This window comes from Kitasatospora sp. NPDC056184 (assembly GCF_042268405.1).
Classification (GTDB): Bacteria; Actinomycetota; Actinomycetes; order Streptomycetales; family Streptomycetaceae; genus Kitasatospora.
On the sequence record NZ_JBHJUI010000001.1, the window covers coordinates 1,079,471 to 1,101,037 of the forward strand.

The following is a 21,567-nucleotide window of genomic DNA, read 5'->3' on the forward strand; positions in this document are numbered from 1 at the left end:
GGCCCGCCGGGGGCCGGCCGGATGCCCGTACGATGCCGGGCAGGGTGAGCGCGGGGCGGGGGAGGACATCGTGGTCTGGGCCGGGGTGCGGAGGGTGCTGGTCGCTCTCCTGGTGGTGCTGGTCGCGCTGGCCGGGTGGATGCTGTGGTCGATCCACCGGGCCTTCGCCACCCCCGACCCCCCGGACCTGCGGGCCCTGGTGAAGGCCCCGGCGACCGCCGAGGCCCGGCGGGCGGCCGAACGGGACACCGACGGGCGGATCGCCCGGCTGCCCGAACTGCTGCCGTGGGTCGAGCGGTTGGGGACGTCGACGGTCGACGTCTGCTGGACGGAGGTCGAGTCCGCCATGTGGGGCCGGGGCAACTGGACGGCGCCGACCTGCGAGCGAACGGTCAAGCTCTACCTCGCCCTGGACACGACCGACATCCGCACCCGCCTGGCCGACCTCGACCGCTACCTCGACGCCGAGGGCTGGCAGGGCGTCGACGACGGAAGGGGGAGCCTGATCGCCGCCGACGACTACGCCCACAGCCCCGGTGGCGACACCTCGCCCGAGCGGCTGGCGGAGGCGGCCGCCCGCCCGATCGCCCCGTCCGTGCGGTTCGGGCGGCCGGCGGCCGAGCCGGTACGGACGTCCCTCGACGTGGACGTCGCCCGCATGACGGGCCGGATGAGCCTGCCCCCCGGTGAGGACTCCTGGTACGCCGAGTACGGCACCCGCCGCCACCGCAACGACGACCGTGCCCGCTCCGAGTACCTGACCTGGCAGCCCCTGCGGCCGATGGAGGTGCTGAAGCCCGCCGAGGGCCGCTACGCCGCCGTCCTCGGCTTCACCACCCGCTACGCCCCGGGGGAGCGGCCGAGGTAGCCGCCGGGGTGGCGCCGCGAGCCGGAGGAGATCGGGCCCGGCCCCGTGCCCGGGAGCACCCGGTGTTTCGACCCACCGTCAGGACGGCGGTGAGGCGGCCGTGCTCGTTCGGATCGGCCGGACGGCGGCGCCCGCGGGGACGGTGACTCACCCGGTGCCGTCGGCCTGTCCGCCGGAGGCCGGCGGTGCCGGCGCACGCGTCCGCCCGCCGTCGTGGCCGGACGCCGCCACCGCGATCAGGCCGACCGCGAGGGCCGCAACCGCGACCCGCCCGAGCGCCCGCACCGTCCAGGCCGGCAGCGACCGGGCCCCGCCCCGTCCCGGCGCCGCCAGCCGCTCGGCCCGCCGGACCGGCCGCAGCAGCCGGGCCAGCAGCAGGACGGCGAGCGGGACCTGAAGGAGCCACAGGACAGTGCGCGGCCACTCGCCGAACCACACGTTGGTCCCGTAGAGCAGGGTGTGCCAGACGCTCAGCACGTAGACGACGACCACGAAGCGGTGCAGCCGGCGCCAGGTGTTCGGTCCGATCCGGTGCCGCACGTAGAACAGCAGGCCGAGCGGCACGGCCAGGTAGAGCGCGCCCTGCCCGAGCGGGATGGCGGTGCGGCCGGTGCCGGAGTCGTACCAGCCGGGCACGAAGCTGTCGGCGAACCCCGACCAGAGTCGGTCGCCCCACGCCGACTCGGCCTCGTAGCGCACGAGTTCGGCCGCGAACAGCAGCGCGTGCGCGAACATCAGGGCCGTCGTGGTCAGACTCGTCGTGCGGTGCCAGCGCTCCAGGGTCTGCCGGGCGACCGGCAGCCGACCGGGCCGCGGACCGGAGAGCAGCAGCCCGAGCACCACCGTCCCCCAGGCCCACAGCAGCCCCGACCAGCCGAACGCCTGGCTCAGCAGGTACATCCAGTACGTGCGGGAGTCGTCCATGAACGGCATGACCGCCACCGTCGCCGAGGTGCCCGCGTCCATCCGGACGTACAGCAGCACGAACACCGCCGCGGTGACGCCGACCGCCGCGCTCGCGTCGGGCAGCGCGGCCCGCAGGTCGGAACGGAGGGCGACGCGCTCGGCGGGCCGCCTCCCGGCGGCGGGCGGCGGGGCGTCCGAAGCGTCGTCCCCCGGCGTCGGCTCAGGCAGCATCGTGGACCTTCCGGAACGGCGGCACACCGGTGGGGCGGTGTGCGGCGGGCGTGGGACGCACCAGTGTGGCGGAGGCGTTCCGGCTTGCCGAGCCCGTATCCGGCCAGAGTGGCTCGTGGACCGACGGCCCGTCCGCCGCGGCGCCCCACGCCCCGGCCCGCGGACCGATCGCATTCGGACAACCGTCCGCACGAGCCCTGCCACCGGAGCGCGAGCCCCCGTATGCTCATGTCCGCAGCCGGTTCGCGCCTCCCGACCGACCGGACTTCGGCGGCGCGACGCAAGAGGGAACCCGGTGGGAAACCGGGACTGTCCCGCAGCGGTGAGTGGGAACGAAAGCCGTCAACAGCACTGGGCCGGGCTCCGCCCCGGCCCGGGAAGCGACGGCCGGTAGGTGTGCGCCGGTTTCTCGGCGCACCGGCCCGCGAGTCCGAAGACCTGCCGCTGCGCCCGCACCCCCACGTGCGGGCTGTGCACGGTGACCTCGTGGACTGGGTCGGCGGTACGGACGGCTGCGCGGCGTGCGACGACGCGCCGTGCCCTCCTCCTCCGGGTCATGACGCGGGGCTCGGAACGAGGAGGAGGACGTGTCCGTGACCGCGCGAGTTCCGCCCGCCCGCACCGGGCGCCCACCGGCCCGCCCCCCGGCGGGCCCCGGCGGCGCGATGGTGACCCCCACCGGAGGGGCCCGGCCCGCCCCGCCGCCGGGCGGCACGCTCTCCGGTGTCTGCCACGGCACCCTGGGCGAGCTCTACCAGGGACCGCTGCGCGCCGGTTCCCGCCCCGACATCGCGGTGGTGTCGTTCCCCGTCGACCGCCACTCCTGGGTGCACTTCACCCCGGGGACGGACCCGCCGGACCCGCTGCCGCTCGGGGCGAAGGCCGCGACGGCGGCCCGGCTGTTCCTGGAGCGCTTCGGGCTGACCCTGCCGCCGGGCCGCTGGTGCGTGCACTCCGAGCTCACCGTCGGGGTGGGCATGGCGAGTTCGACCGCCGACATCGTGGCGACCCTGCGCTGCCTGTTCCGGATCTTCGCGCTGCCGTACGACACCGGGGTGGTGCTCGCGGTCCTGCGCGAGATCGAGCGGGCCGACAGCGTCTTCCTCGACGAGTTCGCCCTGCACCTGAGCGGCCGGCACCGGGTGGTGCGGCGGCTGGGCACCGGCATCGGCTTCCACACCGCGTACATCACCGAGCCCGGGACGGTGGACACCGCCGCCGTCACCGACCTGCTGCTCGGACACTACCGGCGGCACGGCGAGGAGTACCGGCGCTGCCTGACCGACCTGCTGAAGGGCTTCGCCGCGGGCGACCCGGCCGCCGTCGCGCGGACGGCCACGGCGAGCGCCGCGCTCTCCCAACAGGTGCTCCCCAAAGCGACGTTCGACGCGCTGCTCGCCCACCGCGAGGAGTTCGGCGCCGACGGGATCTTCGTCGCCCACACCGGCTGCCTGATCGGCTACCTGCTCCCCGGACGCCCCGACGCCGCGCTCAAGTCGGACCTGTCCGCGTTCTTCCACTCGCTCGGCCACCAGTGTTCCTTCGCCCAAGGAGGCTACAGGTGATCCACCCCCACATCGCCGACGCCCTGAAGATCCCCGATCTCGTCCGGCTCACCGACGGCCTCGTGCTGGTCCGGTTCGAGTCGATGAAGATCTACTCGGCGCTCGCCGCGGTCCGCCACCTGCTGGAGCGCGGCACCGTCCGCCCGGGGCAGACCCTGGTGGACAGCTCCAGCGGCATCTACGCCTACGCGCTGGCGCTCGCCTGCCACCGGCACCGCATGCGCTGCCACATCGTCGCCTCCACCACCGTCGACGCCACCACCCGCGCCCAGTTGGAGATCCTCGGCGCCACCGTGGAGCAGGTCGTGCCTTCCCGCGACCTCAAGCTGGACCAGGAGCTGCGGGTGCGGCGGGTGCGCGAGCTGCTCGCCGAGCACCCGGACTGGCACTGGATGCGGCAGTACCACGACGACGTCCACTACCTCGGCTACCACGAGGTCGCCGACCGGATCACGGCCGCCTTCCCCGGCGCCGCGCTGACCGTCGTCGGCGGGGTCGGCTCCGGCGCCTCGACCGGCGGGGTGGCGACCCGGCTGCGCGCCTCCGATCCCTCGGTGCGGCTGGTCGGGGTGCAGCCCTTCGGCAGCGTCACCTTCGGCAGCCAGGGGCACCACGACCCGGAGGCGATCATCGCGGGGATCGGCTCGTCCATCGTCTTCGACAACGTCCGCCACCACCTCTACGACGGCATCCACTGGCTGGACTTCACCCACGCCATGGCGGGCACCGTCGCCCTGCTGCGCGACCACGCCGTCTTCGCCGGGCTGTCCACCGGCGCCGGCTACCTGGCCGCGGCCTACGAGGCGCGCCGCCACCCCGACCGGCTGCACCTGGTGATCGGCGCCGACACCGGTCACCGCTACGTCGAGCGCGTCTTCGCCCGGCACACCGAGGCCCCCGACCCGGCCGCGTTGAAACCGGTCGAGGTCTCCGCCCCCGAGGAGATGTCCATGCCCTGGTCCACGATGGCCTGGCGGCGCACCGCGTGCCCGCCGCAGCGCGAGGAGCGGGCGGCATGAGCATCGTCTGCCTGGAATCGCTCACCTTCGGCCTCGGCCACCTGGTGCGGGCCGCCGACGCGCTCGGCGAGCGGCTGACCCTGCTCACCCGCGACCCCTCCTACTACACCTACGAGTTGGAGCGGCTGCCGGCGGACGCGCTGGACGTCGTGGAGACCGACACCTTCGACGTGGACGGGCTCACCGCGCTGCTGGAGCGCTCCCCCCGGCCGCGCGGCCTGATCAGCTCCACCGACACCTGGACGCTGGTCGCCGCCGAACTCGCCGAACGGCTCGGCCTGCCCGGCCTCGACCCGGCCGTGCTGCGGCTGACCCGCGACAAGTCGGCGGTGCGCCGCCGGCTGTACGAGGCCGGGCTGACCCGCGGCCGGGCGGTACCGGTCACCGGGACCGGCCCGGAGGCGGCGGAGGCACTCCTCAAGGAGCCCGGCCTGCCCGCCGTCCTCAAGGACACCGCGGGCACCGGCAGTCAGAACGTCTGGCTGGTGCGCGACCCGGCGGAGCTGGACGCCGTCCTGGCCGAGGCCGCCGGGCGGGAGTTCCGCGGCCGGCTGTTCGCCGAACCGTACTTCGCCGGGCCGGTGTACAGCGCCGAGACGCTCGGCTGGGACGGCCGGACCAGGCTGCTGGGCGTCTCCAGCCGGCTGATGTCCCCCGAGCCGTACTTCCGGGAGGAGATCACGGCCTTCCCGGTGGCGTTCCCGCAGCCGCGCCGGGCCGCGCTGGAGCGGTGGCTCGGCGACGTCCTCGCCGCCGTCGGCTACACCGACCGCTTCGCGCACGTGGAGTTCGTGCTGACCGCCGACGGCCCGGAGGTCGTCGAGATCAACCCGCGGATCGGCGGCGCGCTGGTCGGCGAGGGCCTGTGCCGCGCGCTCGGCGTCAACGTGTACGAGGCGCTGGTCGAGGCCGCGCTCGGCCGCCGCCCCGCCCTGATGGACGCCGAACCGCCCGGCGGCCCGGCCGTCGCCTTCGTCCTCGGCTACCCGGCCGCTCCCGGGGTGTTCACCGGCGTCGCCGGGCTCGAACGGCTGGCCGGCCTGCCCGGCTCGCCCGCCTGGTACCCGGTCAGGTCGGCGGGCGACCTGGTCGAGCACCTGGCCGACAGCCGCGGCTACGCGGGCATCGTCTACGCGGAGGGCGAGACCGCCGAGCTGGCCACCCACCACGCGGTCGCCGCCGCCAACGCCCTGCGGGTCCTCACCGAGCCGGTCGCGCCGCCCGCGGCCGGGGGCGAGGGCGGCGGGGCCGACAGTGGCTGACCGCACCGCCGGCCCGGTGGGGCTGCGTGCCGCGCTCGGTACGCTCGACGGGCCGCTGCGGTTCCTGCTGCTCTGCTCGTTCCTGATCCCGCTCGGCAGCTTCATGGTGCTGCCGTTCATGTCGGTCTTCCTGCACGAGCGGATCGGCATGGGCCTCGGCACGGTCGGCGTCGTGCTGGCAGCGGCCTCCCTGGTGCAGTTCTCCGGCGGGATCGCGGGCGGCGCGCTGGCCGAGCGGATCGGACTCCGCCGCACCATGCTGTGGGCGCTGACGGTCCGCACGGCCGGCTTCGTCGGCCTGCTGCTCGCGCTGCGCTGGCCGCCGCTGGCGGTCGGCGCGCTCGTGCTGACCTGCTGCGGAGCCGCGCTGTACCTGCCCGCCAACAAGGCGTACCTGGTGCGGGGCGTCGACGACGCGCGCCGGCCGGCGTTCCTGTCGGCGGGCAACGCCGCCCTCAACGCGGGCATGGCGGTGGGGCCGCTGATCGCCGGGCCGTTCGTGCTCTCCTCGCCCGGCTACCTGTTCCTCGCCGTCACGGCGCTGTTCGTGCTGGTCACCGCCGGCCACGCGGGGCTTCCCGCCGGGGCCGCGCCGCAACGGGCGCAGGGGCCGGAGGCCGGGCGAGGCCTGCTGGCCGGGATCGCGGTACTGCCGTTCGCGGCCAACGCGCTCGCCTTCTACCTGTACTTCCACTTCCAGCACTTCCTGGCGATGTACGCGGTCCAGCGGGCCTCGGGCGCCTTCTACAGCCTGGTGCTGCTGCTCTGCTTCACGCTGGTCATCGTGGTGCAGCCGCTCGCCTCCGACGCGATCCGGCGGATGCCCTACCCGCTCGCCCTGGCGGCCGGCTTCGCCGGCCTCGCCGCCGGGCTGGCCGTGCTCGCCGCCGGCACCCGGCCCGCGCTGCTGGCGGGCGGGGCGCTGATCACCCTGGGCGACATCGTGCTCTTCCTCAAGAACGACCTGGAGGCGCTGGCCCGCAGCCCGCGCTCGGACGCCGTGGTCTTCGGGCAGCAGCGGCTCGGCGCCGGACTCGGCGCCTGCGCGAGCGGCGTCCTCGGCGGACAGCTCTACGGCCTCTCCGAACGGGGCGGCCACACCGGGCTGTTCTGGCTGCTGGCCGCCGCGCAGTGTCTGCTGCTGCCCCCGCTGCTGCTCGCGCTGCGCTCCCGCGCCGCCGGGCCCCACCCCCGACCGCACGACGACGAAGGAGCACTGAGGCCGCATGACACGGACGGGCGGGTTCCAGGACGATGACTTCTGGACCGAGTTCCACGACTTCCTGTTCTCCGAGCAGCGCCACGCACAGGCGGAGGAACTGCTCGACTCCTCCCCGCTGCTGGACTTCCCGGCCGGCTCCCGGGTGCTCGACCTGTGCTGCGGGCCCGGCGTGTTCAGCGTCCCGCTGGCACGGCGCGGCCACGCCGTGACCGGCGTCGACCTCAGCCCGCCGATGCTGGAGCGGGCCCGGCGGCTGGCCGACGGGGCCGGCGCCGAGGTGACGTTCGTACGGGCCGACGCGCGCGCGTACGAGGCGCCGGGCGCGTTCGACGTGGTGCTCAACATGTTCACCTCCTTCGGCTACTTCGAGGATCCCGCCGACAACGCCCGGGTGCTGCGCACCATGCACGACAGCCTGACGCCCGGCGGCACGCTCGTCCTCGACCTGGCCGGCAAGGAACTGCTGGCCCGCCGGGTCACCCCGCCGAAGGTGGTGCGGCGCGGCGACGACCTCGTCGTCCAGACCGACACGGTGCTGGACGACTGGGCGCGGCTGCGCAGCGACTGGGTGATGGTGCGGGGCGAGCACGTCACCCGCGCCACCCTGGTGTGGTTCGTCTACAGCGCGGTGGAGCTGCGCCGGATGGCCGAGGAGGCGGGGTTCGAGCGGATCGAGGTCTTCGGCGGCTTCGACGGCCGCCCGTACGACGAGAACGCCGAGCGGCTGGTCCTGCGGGCGGTCCGCCCGGCGTGACGGCGGGGCCGGGGGCGCGCCCCCGGCCCCGGCCGGACACCACCACGACACCACCACCACGACACCGCCGCGACGGGGACAGGAAGCCGGTGCGAGTCCGGCACGGTCCCGCCACTGTGACCGGGAAGGGCGCGCCGCGCCGCCCCGGGAGTCAGGACACTGGCCCGTCGCGGGCCCGTTCCGAGGAGCGCGGACTCCCCAGGAGGCTTGCTGTGCACGACCGTTCCACCCCTCGCATCCGTCCAGTCCGTCCCGTCCGTCCGGCCCGGTCGCGCCGCGCCGGGCGCTCCGCCGCGGCCCTCGCCCTGGCCACGCTGCTGGCCGCCGCCGGCTGCGGCGCCCCCACCCGGAGCGGCCCGGCGCCGGGCGCCGCCCCGGCGGCCGGAGGCTTCCCCGTCACCGTCCGGAACTGCGGCGTCACCACCACCTACGACCGGCCGCCCGCCCGGGTCGTCACCGTCCACCAGCACCCGGCCGAACTGCTGCTCTCGCTCGGGCTGCGCGACCGGATGGTCGGCACCGCCTTCCCCGACTCGCCCGTCCTGCCCGCGCTGCGCGAGGACTACGCGTCGATCCCGGTCCTGGCGGCGAAGGAGCCGTCGTTCGAGAGGATCCTGGAGGCCGACCCGGACCTCGTCTACGGCGGGTACGGCAGCGCCTTCGCCGAGAACGAGGGCCGCTCGCGCAAGGCGTTCACCGACGCCGGGATCCGGACCCACCTCAACCGGGAGTACTGCGGCGAACGGCGGGTCACCATGGCGGACACCTACGAGGAGGTCCGCACCCTCGGCCGGATCTTCGGCGTCCGGGAGCGCGCCGAGGCCTTGGTCGCGGAGCTGGAGCGCCGCGTCGCCGGAGCGGCCGCCGCCGTCGCGGGCACCCCCGAGGTGCCGGTCTTCGTCTACGACAGCGGCGACAAGGCGCCGTTCACCGCGGGCGGCCGGAGCCTCGGCACCGAGCTGATCCGGCTGGCCGGCGGCCGGAACGTCTTCGCCGACCTCGACACCGTCTTCGGCGACGTCTCCTGGGAACAGGTCGTCGAGCGCCGGCCGGAGGCCATCGCCGTGTACGACTACGGCGACGCCGGGAGCGCCGAGGAGAAGGAGCGGTTCCTGCTGGCGCAGCCGGCCCTGGCGGACGTGCCGGCCGTGAAGAACCGGCGGTTCGTCGTCCTGCCGCTGACCTCGGCCCTGGTCGGCGTCCGGTCCGCGGACGCGGTGGAGGACCTCGCGCGCGGCCTGCATCCCGGAAGCCACCGGTGACGGCCCCGCGCCCCGCCGCCGGAACGGCGGCCGCGGTCGACCCCGACGGCGCCCAGACGGCGCAGCGACCGCCGGCCGGCACGGACCGGCGGCCCGCCGCGCTCGCCGCCGTCCTCGGCGTGCTGGCCGTCGCCCTGCTGCTCTCCGCCGCGGCCGGGCTCGCCCTCGGCTCGGTACGGGTGCCGCCCGGGCAGGTGTGGGACATCGTCGCCCACGCGCTGGGCGCCGACCGCTCGCCGCCGGACTGGTCCCGGGCCCGGGAGACCATCGTGCTCGACGTCCGGGCGCCCCGGGTCCTGCTCGGCGCCCTCGCCGGGGCCGGACTCGCCGCGGTCGGCACCGCGCTCCAGGCCCTGGTCCGCAACCCGCTCGCCGAGCCCTACCTGCTCGGCGTCTCCTCCGGCGCCTCCCTGGGAGCCGTCGCCGTGATCGTGTTCGGGGCCTCCCTGTTCGGCAGGCTGTCGCTGTCCGCCGCGGCCTTCGCCGGGGCGCTCGGCGCACTGCTGCTCGTCTACACCACGGCCCGCGCCGGCGGCCGGATCACCTCCGCCCGGCTGGTGCTCTCCGGCGTGGCCGTCGCCGCGGTGCTCACCGCCGTCCTCGACCTCCTCCTCCTCACCACCGGCCGGGGCAACGAGGCGCGCGCCGTCCTCGCCTGGACGCTGGGCGGCCTCGGCGGCGTCACCTGGGACACCCTGTGGCTGCCCGGCGCGGCCGTGCTGCTCGGGCTGGCCGTCCTGCTGCCGCAGGCCCGCAACCTGAACCTGCTGCTCGCCGGGGAGGAGGCCGCCGCGACGATGGGCCTGGACGTGGCGCGCTTCCGGGCCCGGATGTTCGTCCTGCTCTCGCTGGTCACCGGCGTGCTGGTGGCGGCGGCCGGGCCGATCGGCTTCGTCGGCCTGATGCTCCCGCACGTGGTGCGGCTCGTCGTCGGCGGCGACCACCGGAAGGTCCTGCCGACCGCCGCGCTCGGCGGCGCCGTCTTCCTCGTCTGGGCCGACATCGCGGCCCGGGTGGTCGCGGCGCCCGTCGAGATCCCGGTCGGCGTGCTCACCGCGCTCTGCGGCGGCCCGTTCTTCCTCTGGCTGATGCGCCGCGACGCCCGCCGGGGCGCGTCGTGAGCGCGGCCGACCTCGCCGTCGACGGGGTCACCCTCACCGCCGGGGCCCGCCGCCTGGTCGAGGACGTCTCGCTCGCCGCGCGGCCCGGCGAGGTGGTCGGACTGGTCGGACCGAACGGCAGCGGCAAGTCCAGCCTGCTGCGCGCCGTCTACCGGGTGCTGCGCCCCGAGGCCGGGCGGGTCCTTCTCGACGGCGCCGACACCCGGGCGCTGCCCGTCCGCCGGCTCGCCCGGACGGTCGCGGCGGTGGTGCAGGACCAGGTCGCGGACTTCGACCTGACGGTGCGCGAGGTCGTCGCGATGGGCCGCAGCCCGCACAAGCGGCTGCTCGACGGCGACACCGCCGAGGACGCCGCGCTGATCGGCTCCGCGCTCGCCGCGGTGGACGCCGGCGGGCTCGCCGGGCGGGCGTTCGACAGGCTCTCCGGCGGCGAGCGGCAGCGCGTCCTGATCGCCCGGGCGCTCGCCCAGCAGCCGTCCCTGCTCGTCCTCGACGAACCGACCAACCACCTCGACGTCCGGCACCAGTTGGAGGTCCTCGGCACGCTGCGGCGGCTGCCCGCGACGGTCCTGGTGGCGCTGCACGACCTCAACCTCGCGGCGTACTACTGCGACCGCCTGTACGTGCTGCGGGCCGGCCGGATCGCCGCCGCCGGCCCGCCCGCCGACGTGCTCACGTCGCGGCTGCTCGCGGAGGTGTACGGCGTGACGGCGGAGGTCGCCGTCCATCCGCGGACGGGCGCGCCACAGGTGACCTTCCTGCCCGCCGACCCGTACCCGGCTGCGGCCGGCGGACGTTCCGCCCCCTGACGGCGGGCGCTACGGTCCGCCGTTCCGCCGTTCCGCCGGGCGTGACCCGGCCGCATGGTGGAGCGGCGTCGGTGACGACCTGGCGCAGGCCCTACGGCCGGCGGGTGAAGGTCAGGTGGGTGACGCCGCTCGGGGTGGTGACGGACTCGGTGCGGAAGCGTTCGTGCAGGCCTTCGAGGCCGTCCCAGAGGCGTTCGCCGCGGCCGAGCAGGATCGGGACCACGGCGACGTGGAGGTGGTCGACCAGGTCGGCGGCGAGGAAGGCGCGGACGGTGGTCGGGCCGCCGCCGATGCGGACGTCCAGGTCGCCGGCGGCCTCGCGGGCCCGGGCGAGGACCTCCTCGGGGGAGCCGTCGACGAAGTGGAAGACGGTGCCGCCCGCCATCTCGACGCCGGGCCTGGGGTGGTGGGTCATGATGAACACCGGGGTGTGGAACGGGGGGTTCGGCCCCCACCAGCCGTTCCACTCGTGGTCCTGCCACGGGCCGCGCTGCGGGCCGAACTTGTTGCGGCCCATGATCTCCGCGCCGATGCCGTCGTTCCAGGTGCGGGCGACGGCGTCGTCGACGCCGGTGTCGCCGCCCGGCTTGCCGAGGATGGTGTGGAAGGTCCGGGTGGGGAAGAACCAGCGGTGCAGCCGGTCGCCCGCGTGGCCGAACGGGGCTTCCGCGCTCTGGCCCTCGCCGGTGCCGTAGCCGTCGAGCGAGACGGAGAAGTTGTGGACGCGTACCAGGGACACGGGGGCACTCTCCGGTGGTCGGTGCGGCGGTGGTCGACACAGCGATCCGGCGACACCGCGAGGGAGCGGCACGGCGATGTGGCGACGGGCCGACTCTAGCCGCGCCCGTCCGGTCCGGCGGTCAGCGCCGCAGCCATCCGGTGAGCGTGTCCCACCAGCCCTGCCGCGGTTCGGGGACCGCCGGCGGCTCGTCCGGTTCCACGGGCCGCACGGGTTCGGCCGGCGGGGGAGCGGCCACCGGGACGGCCGGGGCGGTCGCCGCGACCACCGCCGCCGGCAGCTGCTCGCGCGGCGTGAACTCCACCGGCAGCTCGACCAGGTGGCGCGAGAGCCACGCCGAGGTCCAGGTCAGCTCCGACTCCGGGACGGCGAGCCGGAGGTCCGGCAGCAGGGTGAGCAGGCAGTCGATCCCGGCCTCCGCGATGGCCCGGCCGATGTCCTGGCCCGGGCACTCGTGCGGGCCGCTGCCGAACGACAGGTGGGAGCGGTTGCCGTGCAGCGGCCTGGCCAGGTCGGGCCGGACCACGGGATCGACGTTCCCGGCGGCGAGGCCCAGCAGCAGCATGTCCCCGGCCCTGATCCGGCGGCCGCCGAGCACGGTGTCACCGGTCGCCCAGCGCCCGGCCACCAGCGACATCGGCGGGGCGTCCCACAGCACCTGGTCCAGCGCGTCCGGCACGGTCATGTGACCGCCCGACAGGTGGGCGCGGAACCGGTCGTCGGTGAGGATCATCTTCAGCGTGTCGGCGATCAGGTTGACGGTGGTCTCGTTGGCCGCCAGCAGGACCACCCGCAGGTGCTCCAGCACCTCCTCGTCGGTGAGCCCGGCCTCGTGCCGCAGCAGCCGGGTGCACAGGTCGGGGCCGGGATCGTCGCGCTTGCGCTCGACGGTGCGGCGCAGCGCGGCCACCACGTGCTCGTTGCTCGCGATGGCCGTCTCGGTGCCCTTCATGAGGTCGCGCGCCGCCTCGACCAGGCGCGGTCCGTACTCCTCGGGCATGCCGACCAGCTGGGTCATCACCAGCATCGGCAGGTGCTCGGCGAACCGGCTGACCAGATCGGCCCGGCCGTTCGTACCGAACTCCTCGACCAGTTCGGCGGTGTAGCGGGTGACGAAGCGGCGCACCCCGCGCCGGTCGGTGCCGTTCAGGCCGTCGGTGACGGCGCCGCGCAGCCGGCGGTGCTCGGCGCCGTCGGCGAAGACGCAGAGCGGCTGCCAGGCGATGACCGGCATCAGCGGGGAGTCCGTCGCGACCCGGCCCTCCTGGAACGCCGTCCAGCGGCGGGAGTCCCGGGAGAAGCGCGAGGGCGTGCGCATCACGGTGAGGTTCGCGGAGTGGCCGAGGACCAGCCAGGCCGGGAGGTCGCCGTGCAGCAGGACGGGCGCGACCTCGCCGTAGTCGGCGCGCAGCTGCTCGTACAGGCCCGCCGGGTCCGCCTCGGCCGCGGGCCCGTAGAGCCGCCTCAGCTCCGCGACGGGCAGGTCGTCGAGGGCGGGCTCGTCGGGGCCGAGGTCGTCGAACGCGTCGAGGACGGCCTGGTCCCGGTGGCCCGGGTCGCCCGCCCGGTGGGCGGGGCAGCCGGCGGGCGGGGCGAGGGCGGCGTCGTCACGGAACGGGGAGGTCACGGTGTCTCCGGAGATCGTCGGCGGGTGGGGGCGGGGGATGCGTGGGGGTCGGCGGGCTCACCGCGCCGGTGGCGGGTCCGCGAGGTCGTAGAGGTAGCGCATCAGCGCGAGCAGCACGTCCCGCCCGGATTCGCGGACCCGGGCGTCGCAGGCCACGATCGGGACCTCGGGCGGCAGGTCGAGTGCCAGCCGCAGCTCCTCGTCCGGGCAGTCGGGGGAATCGGGGAAGGCGTTGGCGGCGACGACGAACGGCACGCCCCGGTCCTCCAGCCGGCCGATCACGTCGAAGCTGATCTCCAGCCGGCGGGTGTCGACCAGGACGACCGCGCCCAGCGCGCCCTCGAACAGGCCGTTCCACAGGAACCAGAACCGCTCCTGGCCCGGTGTGCCGAACAGGTAGAGCACCAGCTCCTCGCTGATGCTGATCCGGCCGAAGTCCATCGCGACGGTGGTCTCGGACTTCCGCTCGATCCCGGCCAGGTCGTCGACCTCCGCCCCGGCCTGGGTCATCGTCTCCTCGGTGGTCAGCGGGCGGATCTCGCTCACCGAGCCGACCAGGGTCGTCTTGCCGACGCCGAAGCCGCCGACGATCACCACCTTGACGGCCGCGGCGGCCGAGTCCGGCAGCAGATCCTCGTCCGCCGGCCCGAGCACCGTGTCAGAGCCGCTGAAGTCCATGCATCACCGCCTCCAGGAGGGCACGGTCGGGGAGAAGCGCGGCCGGGACCGAGGCGCGCGCCTCGACCCGTTCCTCGGCCACGAGCTCCGCCAGCAGCAGGGTGACCGCGCTGACGGGGAGCCGCAGGTAGGCGGAGATCTCGGCCACGGAGAGCGGCGATCCGCACAGGCGCAGGATCGCCGCGTGCTCCGGCGGCATCGAGGGGGCGGGCTCCGCACGGGACACGACCAGCGTGACCAGGTCCAGCTCGGCCCGCTCGGCCGGCTGGGTGTGGCCGCGCGTGATCACGTAGAAGCGTTCCGGGGGCTCGTCGCCCCAGTCCCGGCCGGTGGTGCTCATACGACAGGTTCGCTCCTTCGCGGCGGCGTGGTGAGGTGCTCGCCGATCCGGGCGACCAGGTCGCGCATCCGCTGGCCCATCAGCCCGGCGTCCACGCCCTCGTCGGCGAGCACCGCGAGGTAGGCACGGGCGCCGGCCGCCATGAGGTAGAAGAACCCGCCGCCCATCTCGATCACCACCAGCCGCATCCGGCCGTCCCCGAACGGGAACTCGTGGCCGACGGCGGCGGCGAGGCTCTGCAGTCCGGCGCAGGCGGCGGCGAGCCGGTCGGCGGTGTCGGGCTCGGTGCCGTGCTGGGCGATCCGCAGGCCGTCGGCGGAGAGCACGATGACGTTGCGGACGAGCGGGACCTCGTCCGCCAACTGCTTGAGCAGCCAGTCCAGGTTGGTCCGTGGCTGAGTCACCGCTCGTCCCTCCGCGTCCCCGTCGAGTCTTCGTTGCCGTGGTCGGCCGGTCCGGTGCCGTTGATGCCCTCGGTGAAGGCGGCCAGCCAGAGGCCGGGCTGCACCGGCTCCGCCGAGCTCCCGGGCGCACCGGCACCGCCGCGGGGACCACCGGTACCCGCGGCCGGCCTGCCGCCGGTGGGGGTGCCGTTGGGGGGCGTGCTCCCGCCGGGAGTGCCGAACCGGATGGCCGGAGCGGCGTGCCGGCGGCGCCGGGGCAGGCCGTTGGGGGTGCGCTCGGTCACCGGCGGGACCTCCTCGCCACCCGTCGGCGACCCTCCGCGCCGCGGTCCGCCGAGCGTCACCCCGCGGGTGCTGCCGAGCGGTCCGGGCGGCGGCCCCGTGCGCGGGCGGCGCGGCGGCGGCGAGGTGTGCGGCCGGCGGTCGTCCACCGGCTCGGGCCCGGACGAACCGGTGACGCCGATGCCGTGGGCGCGCCCGGTCGCGGGGGCCGTGGTGATCAGCTCCTGCGGGAAGACCAGCACCGCCCGCACCCCGCCGTAGGCCGAGGGCCGCAGCGAGACCTGGAAGCCGTACGCCCGGCAGAGCCGGCCGACGACCGCGAGGCCGAGCCGCGGCGTCTCGCCGAGGTTGTTGAGCTCGATGCCGGCCCGGGCCTCGGCCAGCATCCGCTCGGCCCGGGCCCGGCCCTCCTCGCTGAGGCTCAGACCGCCGTCCTCGATCTCGATCGCGATGCCGCTCTGCACCTCGACCGCGGTCAGGTGCACCAGGGTGTGCGGCGGGGAGTAGCGGGTGGCGTTGTCCAGGAGTTCGGCCACCGCGTGGATGAGCGGTTCGACGGCCGGTCCGACGACGGCCACGTCCGAGACCGGGTGCAGCTCGATCCGCTCGAAGTCCAGGATCCGCGACATGCCGCCGCGCAGCACGCTGTACAGCGGCACCGCCTTGTTCCACTGGCGGCCCGGCCGGGCGCCGCCGAGCACCGCGATGCTGTCGGCCAGGCGGCCGATGAGGGCGTTGCCGTGGTCGAGCAGCAGCAGGTCGTCGAAGACGGCGGGGTCGTTGCCGTGCGCGTGCTCCATGCTGCGCAGCTCGGCGGCCTGCCGGTGGACGATGGCCTGGACGCGGCGGGCGATGTTGACGAAGGACCGCTGGGCGGACTCGCGCGCCGTCTCCGCGGTCTCGACCGTCTCCAGCACGGCGCGCAGCAGGGTCTGCTGCGCCGCCCGGAACTCGGCGCCGACCGAGACGTCCTGCAGGGTGTACGCGGCGGTGACGTTCTCCAGGCCCTCGCCCCGCACGAGCCTGGCGACCGCGGCGGGCAGGACGGACCTGGCCAGCCGGATGTACTCGGTCTCCTGCCGGGTCAGCCGGCGGATCAACTCGCCCTCGCGCCGGGCCGCCTGGGCGCGCAGCTCCTCCGCGGCCCGGCCCCGGCGGGCGGCCTCGGCGGCGACCAGGACCACGGCCAGGGTTCCCACCACCGCGCACAGGGCGACCCCGGTACGGGCGGCGGGGGAGGCCGCGGCCACCGTCACGGCGGCGACGGCGGCCGTCGCGAGGGTGGGCAGGAGCCAGACGAGCACGGGGGCGGAGCGCCGGCGTCCGGGTGACGAACCAGCACCAAGCATTCGGCAACCTCAAAACGGTCGAAGAGCGGGGAACGGGACGGGACGGGCGTTCGGCCCGTGGCGTGCGGGGTCGGGGCGTGCGGGGGCGGGCGGGGCGTGCGGCACCGGGACCCGCCGTGGCCGGGCGCTGCGCGCGTCGGCGGGAGCGGTCCGGCCGGACTCCCGGACCCGCGACCGGGCCGGTGTCGGCCTCAGGTTTACCGTGCGCCGCCCGCCGTGAACGGGCGCCCACGCCCAGTTCGCCAATGCGAGCGGACTCCCGGTGAACTTGCCGCGAGCACGCGCCGTTTCGTGCTAAGGCACGCCGTCGCGCGCCCCGGCGCGCCGCCGCTCCCGGCGCCCCGGCGCAGCTCCCATCGGCCGAAATGACGATCCGCCGGACGGGTCGAGGACGGGCGGCGGGGGAACCATGGCCGAACACGCCCGACTCCGGGGGGACGGATGCCGAACGGATCCCGGCCGGCGACCGGTCCGGCCGCCCAGCTGGTCGACCTGGTGGCCACCGCGGTGGGCCTGGCCGTGGCCGCCGCGGTGGTGGCGGGCTTCGACCTGGGCGGTCCGCCCGCGAACCGGTGCGCCGCCGTCCTCGGCGCCGCGGTGCTCCTGGTGGCCGTGCACGCCGCCGGCGGCGCGCTGGTCCGGCGCCTCCCGGCGGACCGCTCGCAGGTGTCCTGCCGCGGGGCGCTGCTGCTCGTCCCGCTGGTGCCGCTGCTGCTCGCGGCGGAGCCCGCGGCGCTCTGGCTGGCGGTGCGGCTGGCCGGCGGGCTCGGCCTGTCCGCCGGGCCGGCGGGACCGGGCGCGACCGTGGTCGCCGCCGTGGTCGTCATGCTGGTCGGGGTGACGGTGCGCCACCTCTGGTCCGTCCTCGCCGACCGCGACGGCGACGGCTCGGCGCTGCGCGGCGTCGCCCGGCACCTGCTCGCCGTGGCCGGTCTCGCGGTGGTGGTGGCCGTGCTCGACGGCGCCGTCCTGGCGAACGGCCCGGGCTGGCGGCAACTGCTCACCCTGGTGGCGCTGGGGGCGGTGCTCGGCCCCAAGTTCAGCCGGCTGTCGCTGCCGGGGCGCGGCGTGCGGCTGCGCTCGGCGGCCGGTCTGGCGGTCGCCACGGCGGGCAATCTGCTGAAGCTGTGGCTGGTGACCTGGCTCAGTACCTGGATGGAACTGCCGCTGAGCATCGCCGGGTTCGGCGCCTACGCCGCCGCGGCGCTGATCGTGGCGGTGGCCATGCTGCCCACCTCGGTGGCCGGGCGGCGCGCGGCCGACCCCGGCGGGCCGTTCCTGCCGGGCGCGATGGCCGAGCTGTACGGGCGGCTGCGCCCGCGGGTGTGACGCCCGGCGGGGCGGCCGCCGCCGAGGGTGCGACCTCCGGCCAGGCGGCTGCCGCCGAGGGCGTGCGCCCCCGGCGCCGGGCTCAGACGGGGCGGACGGTGCGCGGGCCCGCCACCGCGGCGCCGAGGGCGGAGACCCGGGCGCGCAGCCCGCGATCGGCCGTGACGACCAGGCAGTGCCGTCCGGGCCGGGCCGCCAGCGCCGCCGCGACGAGGTCGACGATCAGGTCGTCGCCGCTGCCGCTCGCGGCCTCCACCCGGACCTGCGGGGTCGCCGTCACACCCCGGGCGGCGCCCTCGACGACGAGGACGACCTCCAGCGGTCCGCTCCGCGCCCACCCGGGCAGGTCGGGCCGGTCCCCGCCCGCCGCTCCGTCCAGTCCGCGGCCGGCGAGCGGCGCGAGCGCGTCGCGCAGCCGCTGCGCGGCGCCCCGCCGGTCGCGCCACCAGCCGTCGGGCACCGAGCCCACGACGTTGGCCCCGTCCACCACCAGCAGCGGCACGCCCCGCGCGGCCCCGCCCGCCCCGCTCTCGCCCGCCCCGTTCTCGTCCGCCCCGCTTTCGTCCATGGCGCGCAAGTCTGGCACGAAGGCCCTCGGCGCCCCGCCCGCGCTACCCGACCGGGCCGGTGTCGCCGGCGAGCAGCTGCCGGCGGTCCCGCCAGGCCTGTTCCCACTGGCGGGTCAGCGCCGGGTAGACGATCAGATGGCGGAACGGTGCGATGAGCAGCAGGTAGCACCGCCCGAGCAGGCCGTTGGGCTTGACCAGGACGGCCATCCGCAGCTCGTGCCCGCCGTTGCCGGTCGGCACCCAGCCGAGGTGCATGAGGGTGTGGACGGTCCGGTTCGCCAGCTCGCGGACGTCCTCGTCCTCCAGCCGGTAGACCGGGGTGAGCGGCAGGCGGTCCGGGGCGGTGGCGTCGACGGTCTCGGCCAGTTCGCGCGGCAGCCGTTCGCGCAGTGAGCGCACCCGGGTGCCGAGGCCCGTGTCGGGCCGGTCCCAGCCGAGCAGGGCGCCGAGCTTCCAGCGCACCACGAACAGGAACCGGTTGGCCCGTGACTGCCGGGCGAAGCCGCCGCCCGCCCGCATGGCGTCGAGCATCACCCCGAAGTCGCCCGGCCCGGCGCCGGGGGTGCGGAAGGCCCAGACGTCCTCGGTGCGGAAGTCGGGCGCGAGTCCGTGGATGCGCCACGGTCGGCCGGTGTGGGCAGTGAGCGGAAGTCGCATGGCCGGTGCCGCCTTTCCTGCGCGGGGCGCCGCCTGCGGGCCCCGTCTGTACGCCAGCGTATACACGCAGACTAGGCGTCATATTCGGTGGCGTATACACAGCGGCGGGGTGAGCCCGAGCACACCCCGGCCCACCCCGCCCCCGGTGTCAGAAGTCCGGCAGGCACTGCTCGGAGAAGCCGCCGCCGAACACCTGCTGCGCGTGCGTGAGCATCCGCCGGGCGTACACGGCGTCGCGGGCCAGGCAGGAGTAGCCGTCGAGTTCGACGGTGATGACGCCGGAGGTGTCCGCCAGGTAGACGTCCAGGCCCGGGTACATCAGCTCGACGCAGGGGAGGTCGTCGATGTCCAGGGCGAACACCGGGTACTCGCCGTGCCCGTCGCCCACCCCGGTGGCCAGCACCCGGCGCGAGTCCGAGCCGCCCGGGAGCAGGAAGCACTCGTCGAAGCGGTCCGACACGGTGTCGAAGCAGGACCCCCAGGGGTCGCCGAGCTCCTCGCGCGCCAGCTCCCCCAGGGGCCGGGGCGTGAAGCGGCCGTCCCCGTCGAGCCAGCCGAACCGGCGCAGCAGCCCGGCGTCGAACGCCAGCCAGCGCCGCAGGCTCGGCGGCAGCGGGCGCCCGCTCGGGAAGACCGCCTCGGCCAGCAGGCGCTCCGGCAGCGGCTCGGGCTCACCGGTCAGCCACGGTCCGGCCCACGGGCCGTAGTCCAGGATCGGCCGGTGCGGGTCGGCCGCGACGGAGGCGATGGCGCGCTCGGTGAGCGCGACGCCGTGCGCGTCGCTCGGGGGGATCGGGTTCGCGGGGTTCATCGGGCTCGGTGTCCTGTCCGGGAATCGCTCGACTGCTGCTCGGTCGCGGCGAATCTACGGCCCGTCACCGACACCCGCCGCATCGCCCGTGCGGCGGGTGCCGGCTGCCGGGTGGCCCGAACCCGGTGCGGCTCAGCCCCCGGTGGGGGTGGGCGTGGGCACTCCGGGGCCGCTCGGGGGCGTGGTCGGCCGGGGCATGCAGGGCTTGGTCGAGGTCTGGGCGGGCACGCCCGGGGTGGGCGTGGGGAACTCGCACCCGCTGGGGTACATCGGCCCGATCATCGAGACGTGGCTCACCCGGTAGGGGGCCTGTCCGTACCAGCCGTGGAAGGTGACCTCCACCGCGCTGGACTTGCCGATGACGAGGGTCGTACCGAGCGACTTCCAGCTCGGCCCGTCCTCCCAGAGCGTCACCTCGCCGGTGCCCGTGCCGGTGCCGGAGATGGTGACGAAGGTGTAGGCGCCGGACATGGAGGCGGAGAAGGTGTAGCTGGTGTCGGCCACGACCGGGACCGTCTGCGTGCAGCCGGCGTAGTCCTGCCCGCTCGGACGGCCCTCGACGATCCGGTCGGTCTGGACGAACTCGCCTTCGCAGGACCAGCCCAGGGCGAGCGGGTGGCGGAAGTCGCCGTTCTTGATCCATTCCAGGGGTGCGGGCTGGGCGGTGGCGGAGCCGTGGGCCGCGAGGGCGGCCGTGCCGGCCAGGAGGAGGGCGCCGAGGGCGGCGCCGAGCGTACTGCCGCGGTGGGCATGGCGAGGACGGGGGCGTGACGAGCGCATGGCGGTCTCCGAGGTGGGGGTGTCCGGACGGCGCGGGGGAGGGGCGGCCGTCAGGGGATGTACGTGCGCCGGCAGGTGGGGGACGGCGTGGGGGACGCGGGGCCGTCGGTCGCCGTGGGCGACGGGGTGGCCTGATCGCCGCACGGGTGCGGCTCGTACCCGGGCCCGATGAAGGACACCGACCGCACGTCGAAGGCCGCCTGCTCGTACCAGCCGTGGAAGTACACCGTCAGCTCGGTGGTGTCCGGCCCGGTGGTGACGTTCACCGACAGGTTGTTCCAGTCGCCCTGGCTCGACCAGGTGGAGGCGTTCTCGCCCGCCGCGCCGCTGACGCCGGCGAAGGCGAACGGGCCGCGCACCGTGGCGTACAGCGTGTAGGTGGAGTTCGGCAGGACCCGGACCCGCTGGGAGCACCGCGCGTTGTTGTCGGCGGTGGGCAGGCCCGTCACGTAGTGGTTGTGCGGGATGCTGCTGGACCGGACGTTCGCGTCGCACGCCCAGATCCACGGGTACGAGTCGAAGTTCCCGTTGAGGACCAGGTTGACGTAGGGGAGGGGCTCCGCCGCCGACGCGGCCAGGCCGACGGTGGAGGCGGCCGTCGCGACGAGCCCGGCGACCGCGAGGCCGACGGACAGGCCGCCGGGCCGGCGTCCGCGGGCGGGGCGGGCGGGGCGGGAGTGGGGGAGTGCACGCATGCCGTCTCCGGGTGGGGGAGTGCCGATGGGACAGCGGTGCGAGGGAGTGGGCCACACCATGGTGGATGCGGCCCGCAGCCGTCAAGGGGCCGCCGTGTCCGGCCGGTGTCGGCGGACGCGTCAAGTCAAGCCCCCTGACGGTGAGGTGACGATTGATCAACCCCGCCGATCGACAGGCCGGTCCGGTCCTCACGGGGCATGGCCGATGACCTCCGAGGGCGACGCGCAGGGGGCGGGGCGGATGCGACGGTGGTACCGGCGGCCCTGAGTCGGGCCGGAAGGGGCGGA

22 protein-coding genes and 2 riboswitches are annotated in these 21,567 nt (G+C 75.6%); of the genes, 10 read left to right on the forward strand and 12 right to left on the reverse strand.

Annotation, left to right across the window (positions count from 1 at the left end; genetic code table 11):
- The first annotated feature begins 94 nt into the window (after window positions 1-94).
- Window positions 95-868, forward strand: a complete 774-nt coding sequence (locus tag ACFC0B_RS04155) for a hypothetical protein (protein WP_376081829.1) — start codon at window positions 95-97, stop codon at window positions 866-868.
- A 147-nt stretch (window positions 869-1,015) separates the two neighbouring features.
- On the opposite strand, the gene ACFC0B_RS04160 is transcribed toward ACFC0B_RS04155, so the two are convergent.
- Window positions 1,016-2,005 (reverse strand): ferric reductase-like transmembrane domain-containing protein, encoded by a 990-nt coding sequence (locus tag ACFC0B_RS04160; protein ID WP_376081831.1) that lies wholly within the window; start codon window positions 2,003-2,005, stop codon window positions 1,016-1,018.
- Window positions 2,006-2,287: 282 nt separating this feature from the next.
- Window positions 2,288-2,445: riboswitch (cobalamin riboswitch) on the forward strand.
- A 153-nt stretch (window positions 2,446-2,598) separates the two neighbouring features.
- On the opposite strand from ACFC0B_RS04160, the gene ACFC0B_RS04165 reads away from it, so the two are divergent.
- The 8 genes from ACFC0B_RS04165 (at window position 2,599) to ACFC0B_RS04200 (ending at window position 11,019) form a co-directional block, all read left to right on the forward strand.
- Window positions 2,599-3,570: a hypothetical protein gene (locus ACFC0B_RS04165; RefSeq protein ID WP_376081833.1), complete on the forward strand. Its 972-nt coding sequence runs from the start codon at window positions 2,599-2,601 to the stop codon at window positions 3,568-3,570.
- A complete protein-coding gene (locus tag ACFC0B_RS04170) occupies window positions 3,567-4,589 on the forward strand; it encodes a cysteine synthase family protein (protein ID WP_376081834.1) in 1,023 nt (340 codons plus the stop codon). The genes ACFC0B_RS04165 and ACFC0B_RS04170 overlap by 4 nt, the downstream gene beginning before the upstream one ends.
- Window positions 4,586-5,851 carry an ATP-grasp domain-containing protein gene (locus tag ACFC0B_RS04175; RefSeq protein ID WP_376081837.1) on the forward strand — a complete coding sequence of 422 codons (1,266 nt, stop codon included), beginning with the start codon at window positions 4,586-4,588 and terminating at the stop codon, window positions 5,849-5,851. Before ACFC0B_RS04170 ends, ACFC0B_RS04175 begins: the two co-directional genes overlap by 4 nt.
- Window positions 5,844-7,109, forward strand: a complete 1,266-nt coding sequence (locus ACFC0B_RS04180; RefSeq protein ID WP_376081840.1) for an MFS transporter — start codon at window positions 5,844-5,846, stop codon at window positions 7,107-7,109. Before ACFC0B_RS04175 ends, ACFC0B_RS04180 begins: the two co-directional genes overlap by 8 nt.
- Complete coding sequence (locus tag ACFC0B_RS04185; RefSeq protein WP_376081842.1) at window positions 7,078-7,827, forward strand: class I SAM-dependent methyltransferase; 750 nt, start codon at window positions 7,078-7,080, stop codon at window positions 7,825-7,827. Before ACFC0B_RS04180 ends, ACFC0B_RS04185 begins: the two co-directional genes overlap by 32 nt.
- Window positions 7,828-7,905: 78 nt before the next feature.
- Window positions 7,906-7,989: riboswitch (cobalamin riboswitch) on the forward strand.
- Window positions 7,990-8,039: 50 nt separating this feature from the next.
- A complete protein-coding gene (locus ACFC0B_RS04190) occupies window positions 8,040-9,089 on the forward strand; it encodes an ABC transporter substrate-binding protein (RefSeq protein WP_376081845.1) in 1,050 nt (349 codons plus the stop codon).
- Window positions 9,086-10,210 (forward strand): FecCD family ABC transporter permease, encoded by a 1,125-nt coding sequence (locus ACFC0B_RS04195; RefSeq protein ID WP_376081848.1) that lies wholly within the window; start codon window positions 9,086-9,088, stop codon window positions 10,208-10,210. Before ACFC0B_RS04190 ends, ACFC0B_RS04195 begins: the two co-directional genes overlap by 4 nt.
- Complete coding sequence (locus tag ACFC0B_RS04200) at window positions 10,207-11,019, forward strand: ABC transporter ATP-binding protein (protein WP_376081851.1); 813 nt, start codon at window positions 10,207-10,209, stop codon at window positions 11,017-11,019. Before ACFC0B_RS04195 ends, ACFC0B_RS04200 begins: the two co-directional genes overlap by 4 nt.
- Before the next feature lie 91 nt (window positions 11,020-11,110).
- On the opposite strand, the gene ACFC0B_RS04205 is transcribed toward ACFC0B_RS04200, so the two are convergent.
- From ACFC0B_RS04205 to ACFC0B_RS04230, 6 genes are all read right to left on the reverse strand, one after another.
- Entirely contained in the window at window positions 11,111-11,758 is a 648-nt protein-coding gene (locus ACFC0B_RS04205; protein ID WP_376081853.1) for a dihydrofolate reductase family protein, read from the reverse strand.
- Window positions 11,759-11,879: 121 nt separating this feature from the next.
- Window positions 11,880-13,385 carry a cytochrome P450 gene (locus ACFC0B_RS04210; protein ID WP_376081856.1) on the reverse strand — a complete coding sequence of 502 codons (1,506 nt, stop codon included), beginning with the start codon at window positions 13,383-13,385 and terminating at the stop codon, window positions 11,880-11,882.
- Between the two features lie 57 nt (window positions 13,386-13,442).
- Window positions 13,443-14,063, reverse strand: coding sequence for an ATP/GTP-binding protein (locus ACFC0B_RS04215; RefSeq protein WP_376081858.1), 621 nt, complete (start codon window positions 14,061-14,063; stop codon window positions 13,443-13,445).
- On the reverse strand, window positions 14,044-14,403 hold the full coding sequence (locus ACFC0B_RS04220; protein ID WP_376081861.1) for a DUF742 domain-containing protein: 360 nt from the start codon (window positions 14,401-14,403) through the stop codon (window positions 14,044-14,046). Before ACFC0B_RS04220 ends, ACFC0B_RS04215 begins: the two co-directional genes overlap by 20 nt.
- Window positions 14,400-14,807, reverse strand: coding sequence for a roadblock/LC7 domain-containing protein (locus tag ACFC0B_RS04225; protein ID WP_376081864.1), 408 nt, complete (start codon window positions 14,805-14,807; stop codon window positions 14,400-14,402). The genes ACFC0B_RS04220 and ACFC0B_RS04225 overlap by 4 nt, the downstream gene beginning before the upstream one ends.
- The gene (locus tag ACFC0B_RS04230; protein WP_376081867.1) at window positions 14,804-16,438 is read right to left on the reverse strand and encodes an ATP-binding protein; all 1,635 of its coding nucleotides are present in this window, start codon (window positions 16,436-16,438) and stop codon (window positions 14,804-14,806) included. Before ACFC0B_RS04230 ends, ACFC0B_RS04225 begins: the two co-directional genes overlap by 4 nt.
- 441 nt (window positions 16,439-16,879) lie before the next feature.
- Here ACFC0B_RS04230 and ACFC0B_RS04235 point away from each other — a divergent pair, with 441 nt between their 5' ends.
- Window positions 16,880-17,767 (forward strand): hypothetical protein, encoded by an 888-nt coding sequence (locus ACFC0B_RS04235; protein ID WP_376081870.1) that lies wholly within the window; start codon window positions 16,880-16,882, stop codon window positions 17,765-17,767.
- Between the two features lie 82 nt (window positions 17,768-17,849).
- Here the strand turns inward: ACFC0B_RS04235 and ACFC0B_RS04240 are convergent, their stop codons facing one another.
- From ACFC0B_RS04240 to ACFC0B_RS04260, 5 genes are all read right to left on the reverse strand, one after another.
- On the reverse strand, window positions 17,850-18,335 hold the full coding sequence (locus tag ACFC0B_RS04240; protein ID WP_376081872.1) for an NTP pyrophosphohydrolase: 486 nt from the start codon (window positions 18,333-18,335) through the stop codon (window positions 17,850-17,852).
- Between the two features lie 43 nt (window positions 18,336-18,378).
- Window positions 18,379-18,993, reverse strand: coding sequence for a DUF2867 domain-containing protein (locus tag ACFC0B_RS04245; RefSeq protein WP_376081874.1), 615 nt, complete (start codon window positions 18,991-18,993; stop codon window positions 18,379-18,381).
- Between the two features lie 148 nt (window positions 18,994-19,141).
- Complete coding sequence (locus tag ACFC0B_RS04250; RefSeq protein WP_376081877.1) at window positions 19,142-19,804, reverse strand: hypothetical protein; 663 nt, start codon at window positions 19,802-19,804, stop codon at window positions 19,142-19,144.
- A gap of 132 nt (window positions 19,805-19,936) precedes the next feature.
- A complete protein-coding gene (locus ACFC0B_RS04255; RefSeq protein ID WP_376081880.1) occupies window positions 19,937-20,584 on the reverse strand; it encodes a hypothetical protein in 648 nt (215 codons plus the stop codon).
- Window positions 20,585-20,634: 50 nt separating this feature from the next.
- On the reverse strand, window positions 20,635-21,279 hold the full coding sequence (locus ACFC0B_RS04260; protein ID WP_376081882.1) for a carbohydrate binding domain-containing protein: 645 nt from the start codon (window positions 21,277-21,279) through the stop codon (window positions 20,635-20,637).
- Window positions 21,280-21,567: the final 288 nt, after the last annotated feature.

What these genes read in the sequence shown, in the direction of transcription:
- ACFC0B_RS04250 (WP_376081877.1), bottom strand. Translation starts at nt 19,804, where the DNA reads ATGAACCCCGCGAACCCGATCCCCCCGAGCGACGCGCACGGCGTCGCG.
- ACFC0B_RS04175 (WP_376081837.1), top strand. Translation starts at nt 4,586, where the DNA reads ATGAGCATCGTCTGCCTGGAATCGCTCACCTTCGGCCTCGGCCACCTG.
- ACFC0B_RS04160 (WP_376081831.1), bottom strand. Translation starts at nt 2,005, where the DNA reads ATGCTGCCTGAGCCGACGCCGGGGGACGACGCTTCGGACGCCCCGCCG.
- ACFC0B_RS04235 (WP_376081870.1), top strand. Translation starts at nt 16,880, where the DNA reads ATGCCGAACGGATCCCGGCCGGCGACCGGTCCGGCCGCCCAGCTGGTC.
- ACFC0B_RS04260 (WP_376081882.1), bottom strand. Translation starts at nt 21,279, where the DNA reads ATGCGTGCACTCCCCCACTCCCGCCCCGCCCGCCCCGCCCGCGGACGC.
- ACFC0B_RS04220 (WP_376081861.1), bottom strand. Translation starts at nt 14,403, where the DNA reads ATGAGCACCACCGGCCGGGACTGGGGCGACGAGCCCCCGGAACGCTTC.
- ACFC0B_RS04240 (WP_376081872.1), bottom strand. Translation starts at nt 18,335, where the DNA reads ATGGACGAAAGCGGGGCGGACGAGAACGGGGCGGGCGAGAGCGGGGCG.
- ACFC0B_RS04185 (WP_376081842.1), top strand. Translation starts at nt 7,078, where the DNA reads ATGACACGGACGGGCGGGTTCCAGGACGATGACTTCTGGACCGAGTTC.
- ACFC0B_RS04255 (WP_376081880.1), bottom strand. Translation starts at nt 20,584, where the DNA reads ATGCGCTCGTCACGCCCCCGTCCTCGCCATGCCCACCGCGGCAGTACG.
- ACFC0B_RS04230 (WP_376081867.1), bottom strand. Translation starts at nt 16,438, where the DNA reads ATGCTTGGTGCTGGTTCGTCACCCGGACGCCGGCGCTCCGCCCCCGTG.
- ACFC0B_RS04215 (WP_376081858.1), bottom strand. Translation starts at nt 14,063, where the DNA reads ATGGACTTCAGCGGCTCTGACACGGTGCTCGGGCCGGCGGACGAGGAT.
- ACFC0B_RS04245 (WP_376081874.1), bottom strand. Translation starts at nt 18,993, where the DNA reads ATGCGACTTCCGCTCACTGCCCACACCGGCCGACCGTGGCGCATCCAC.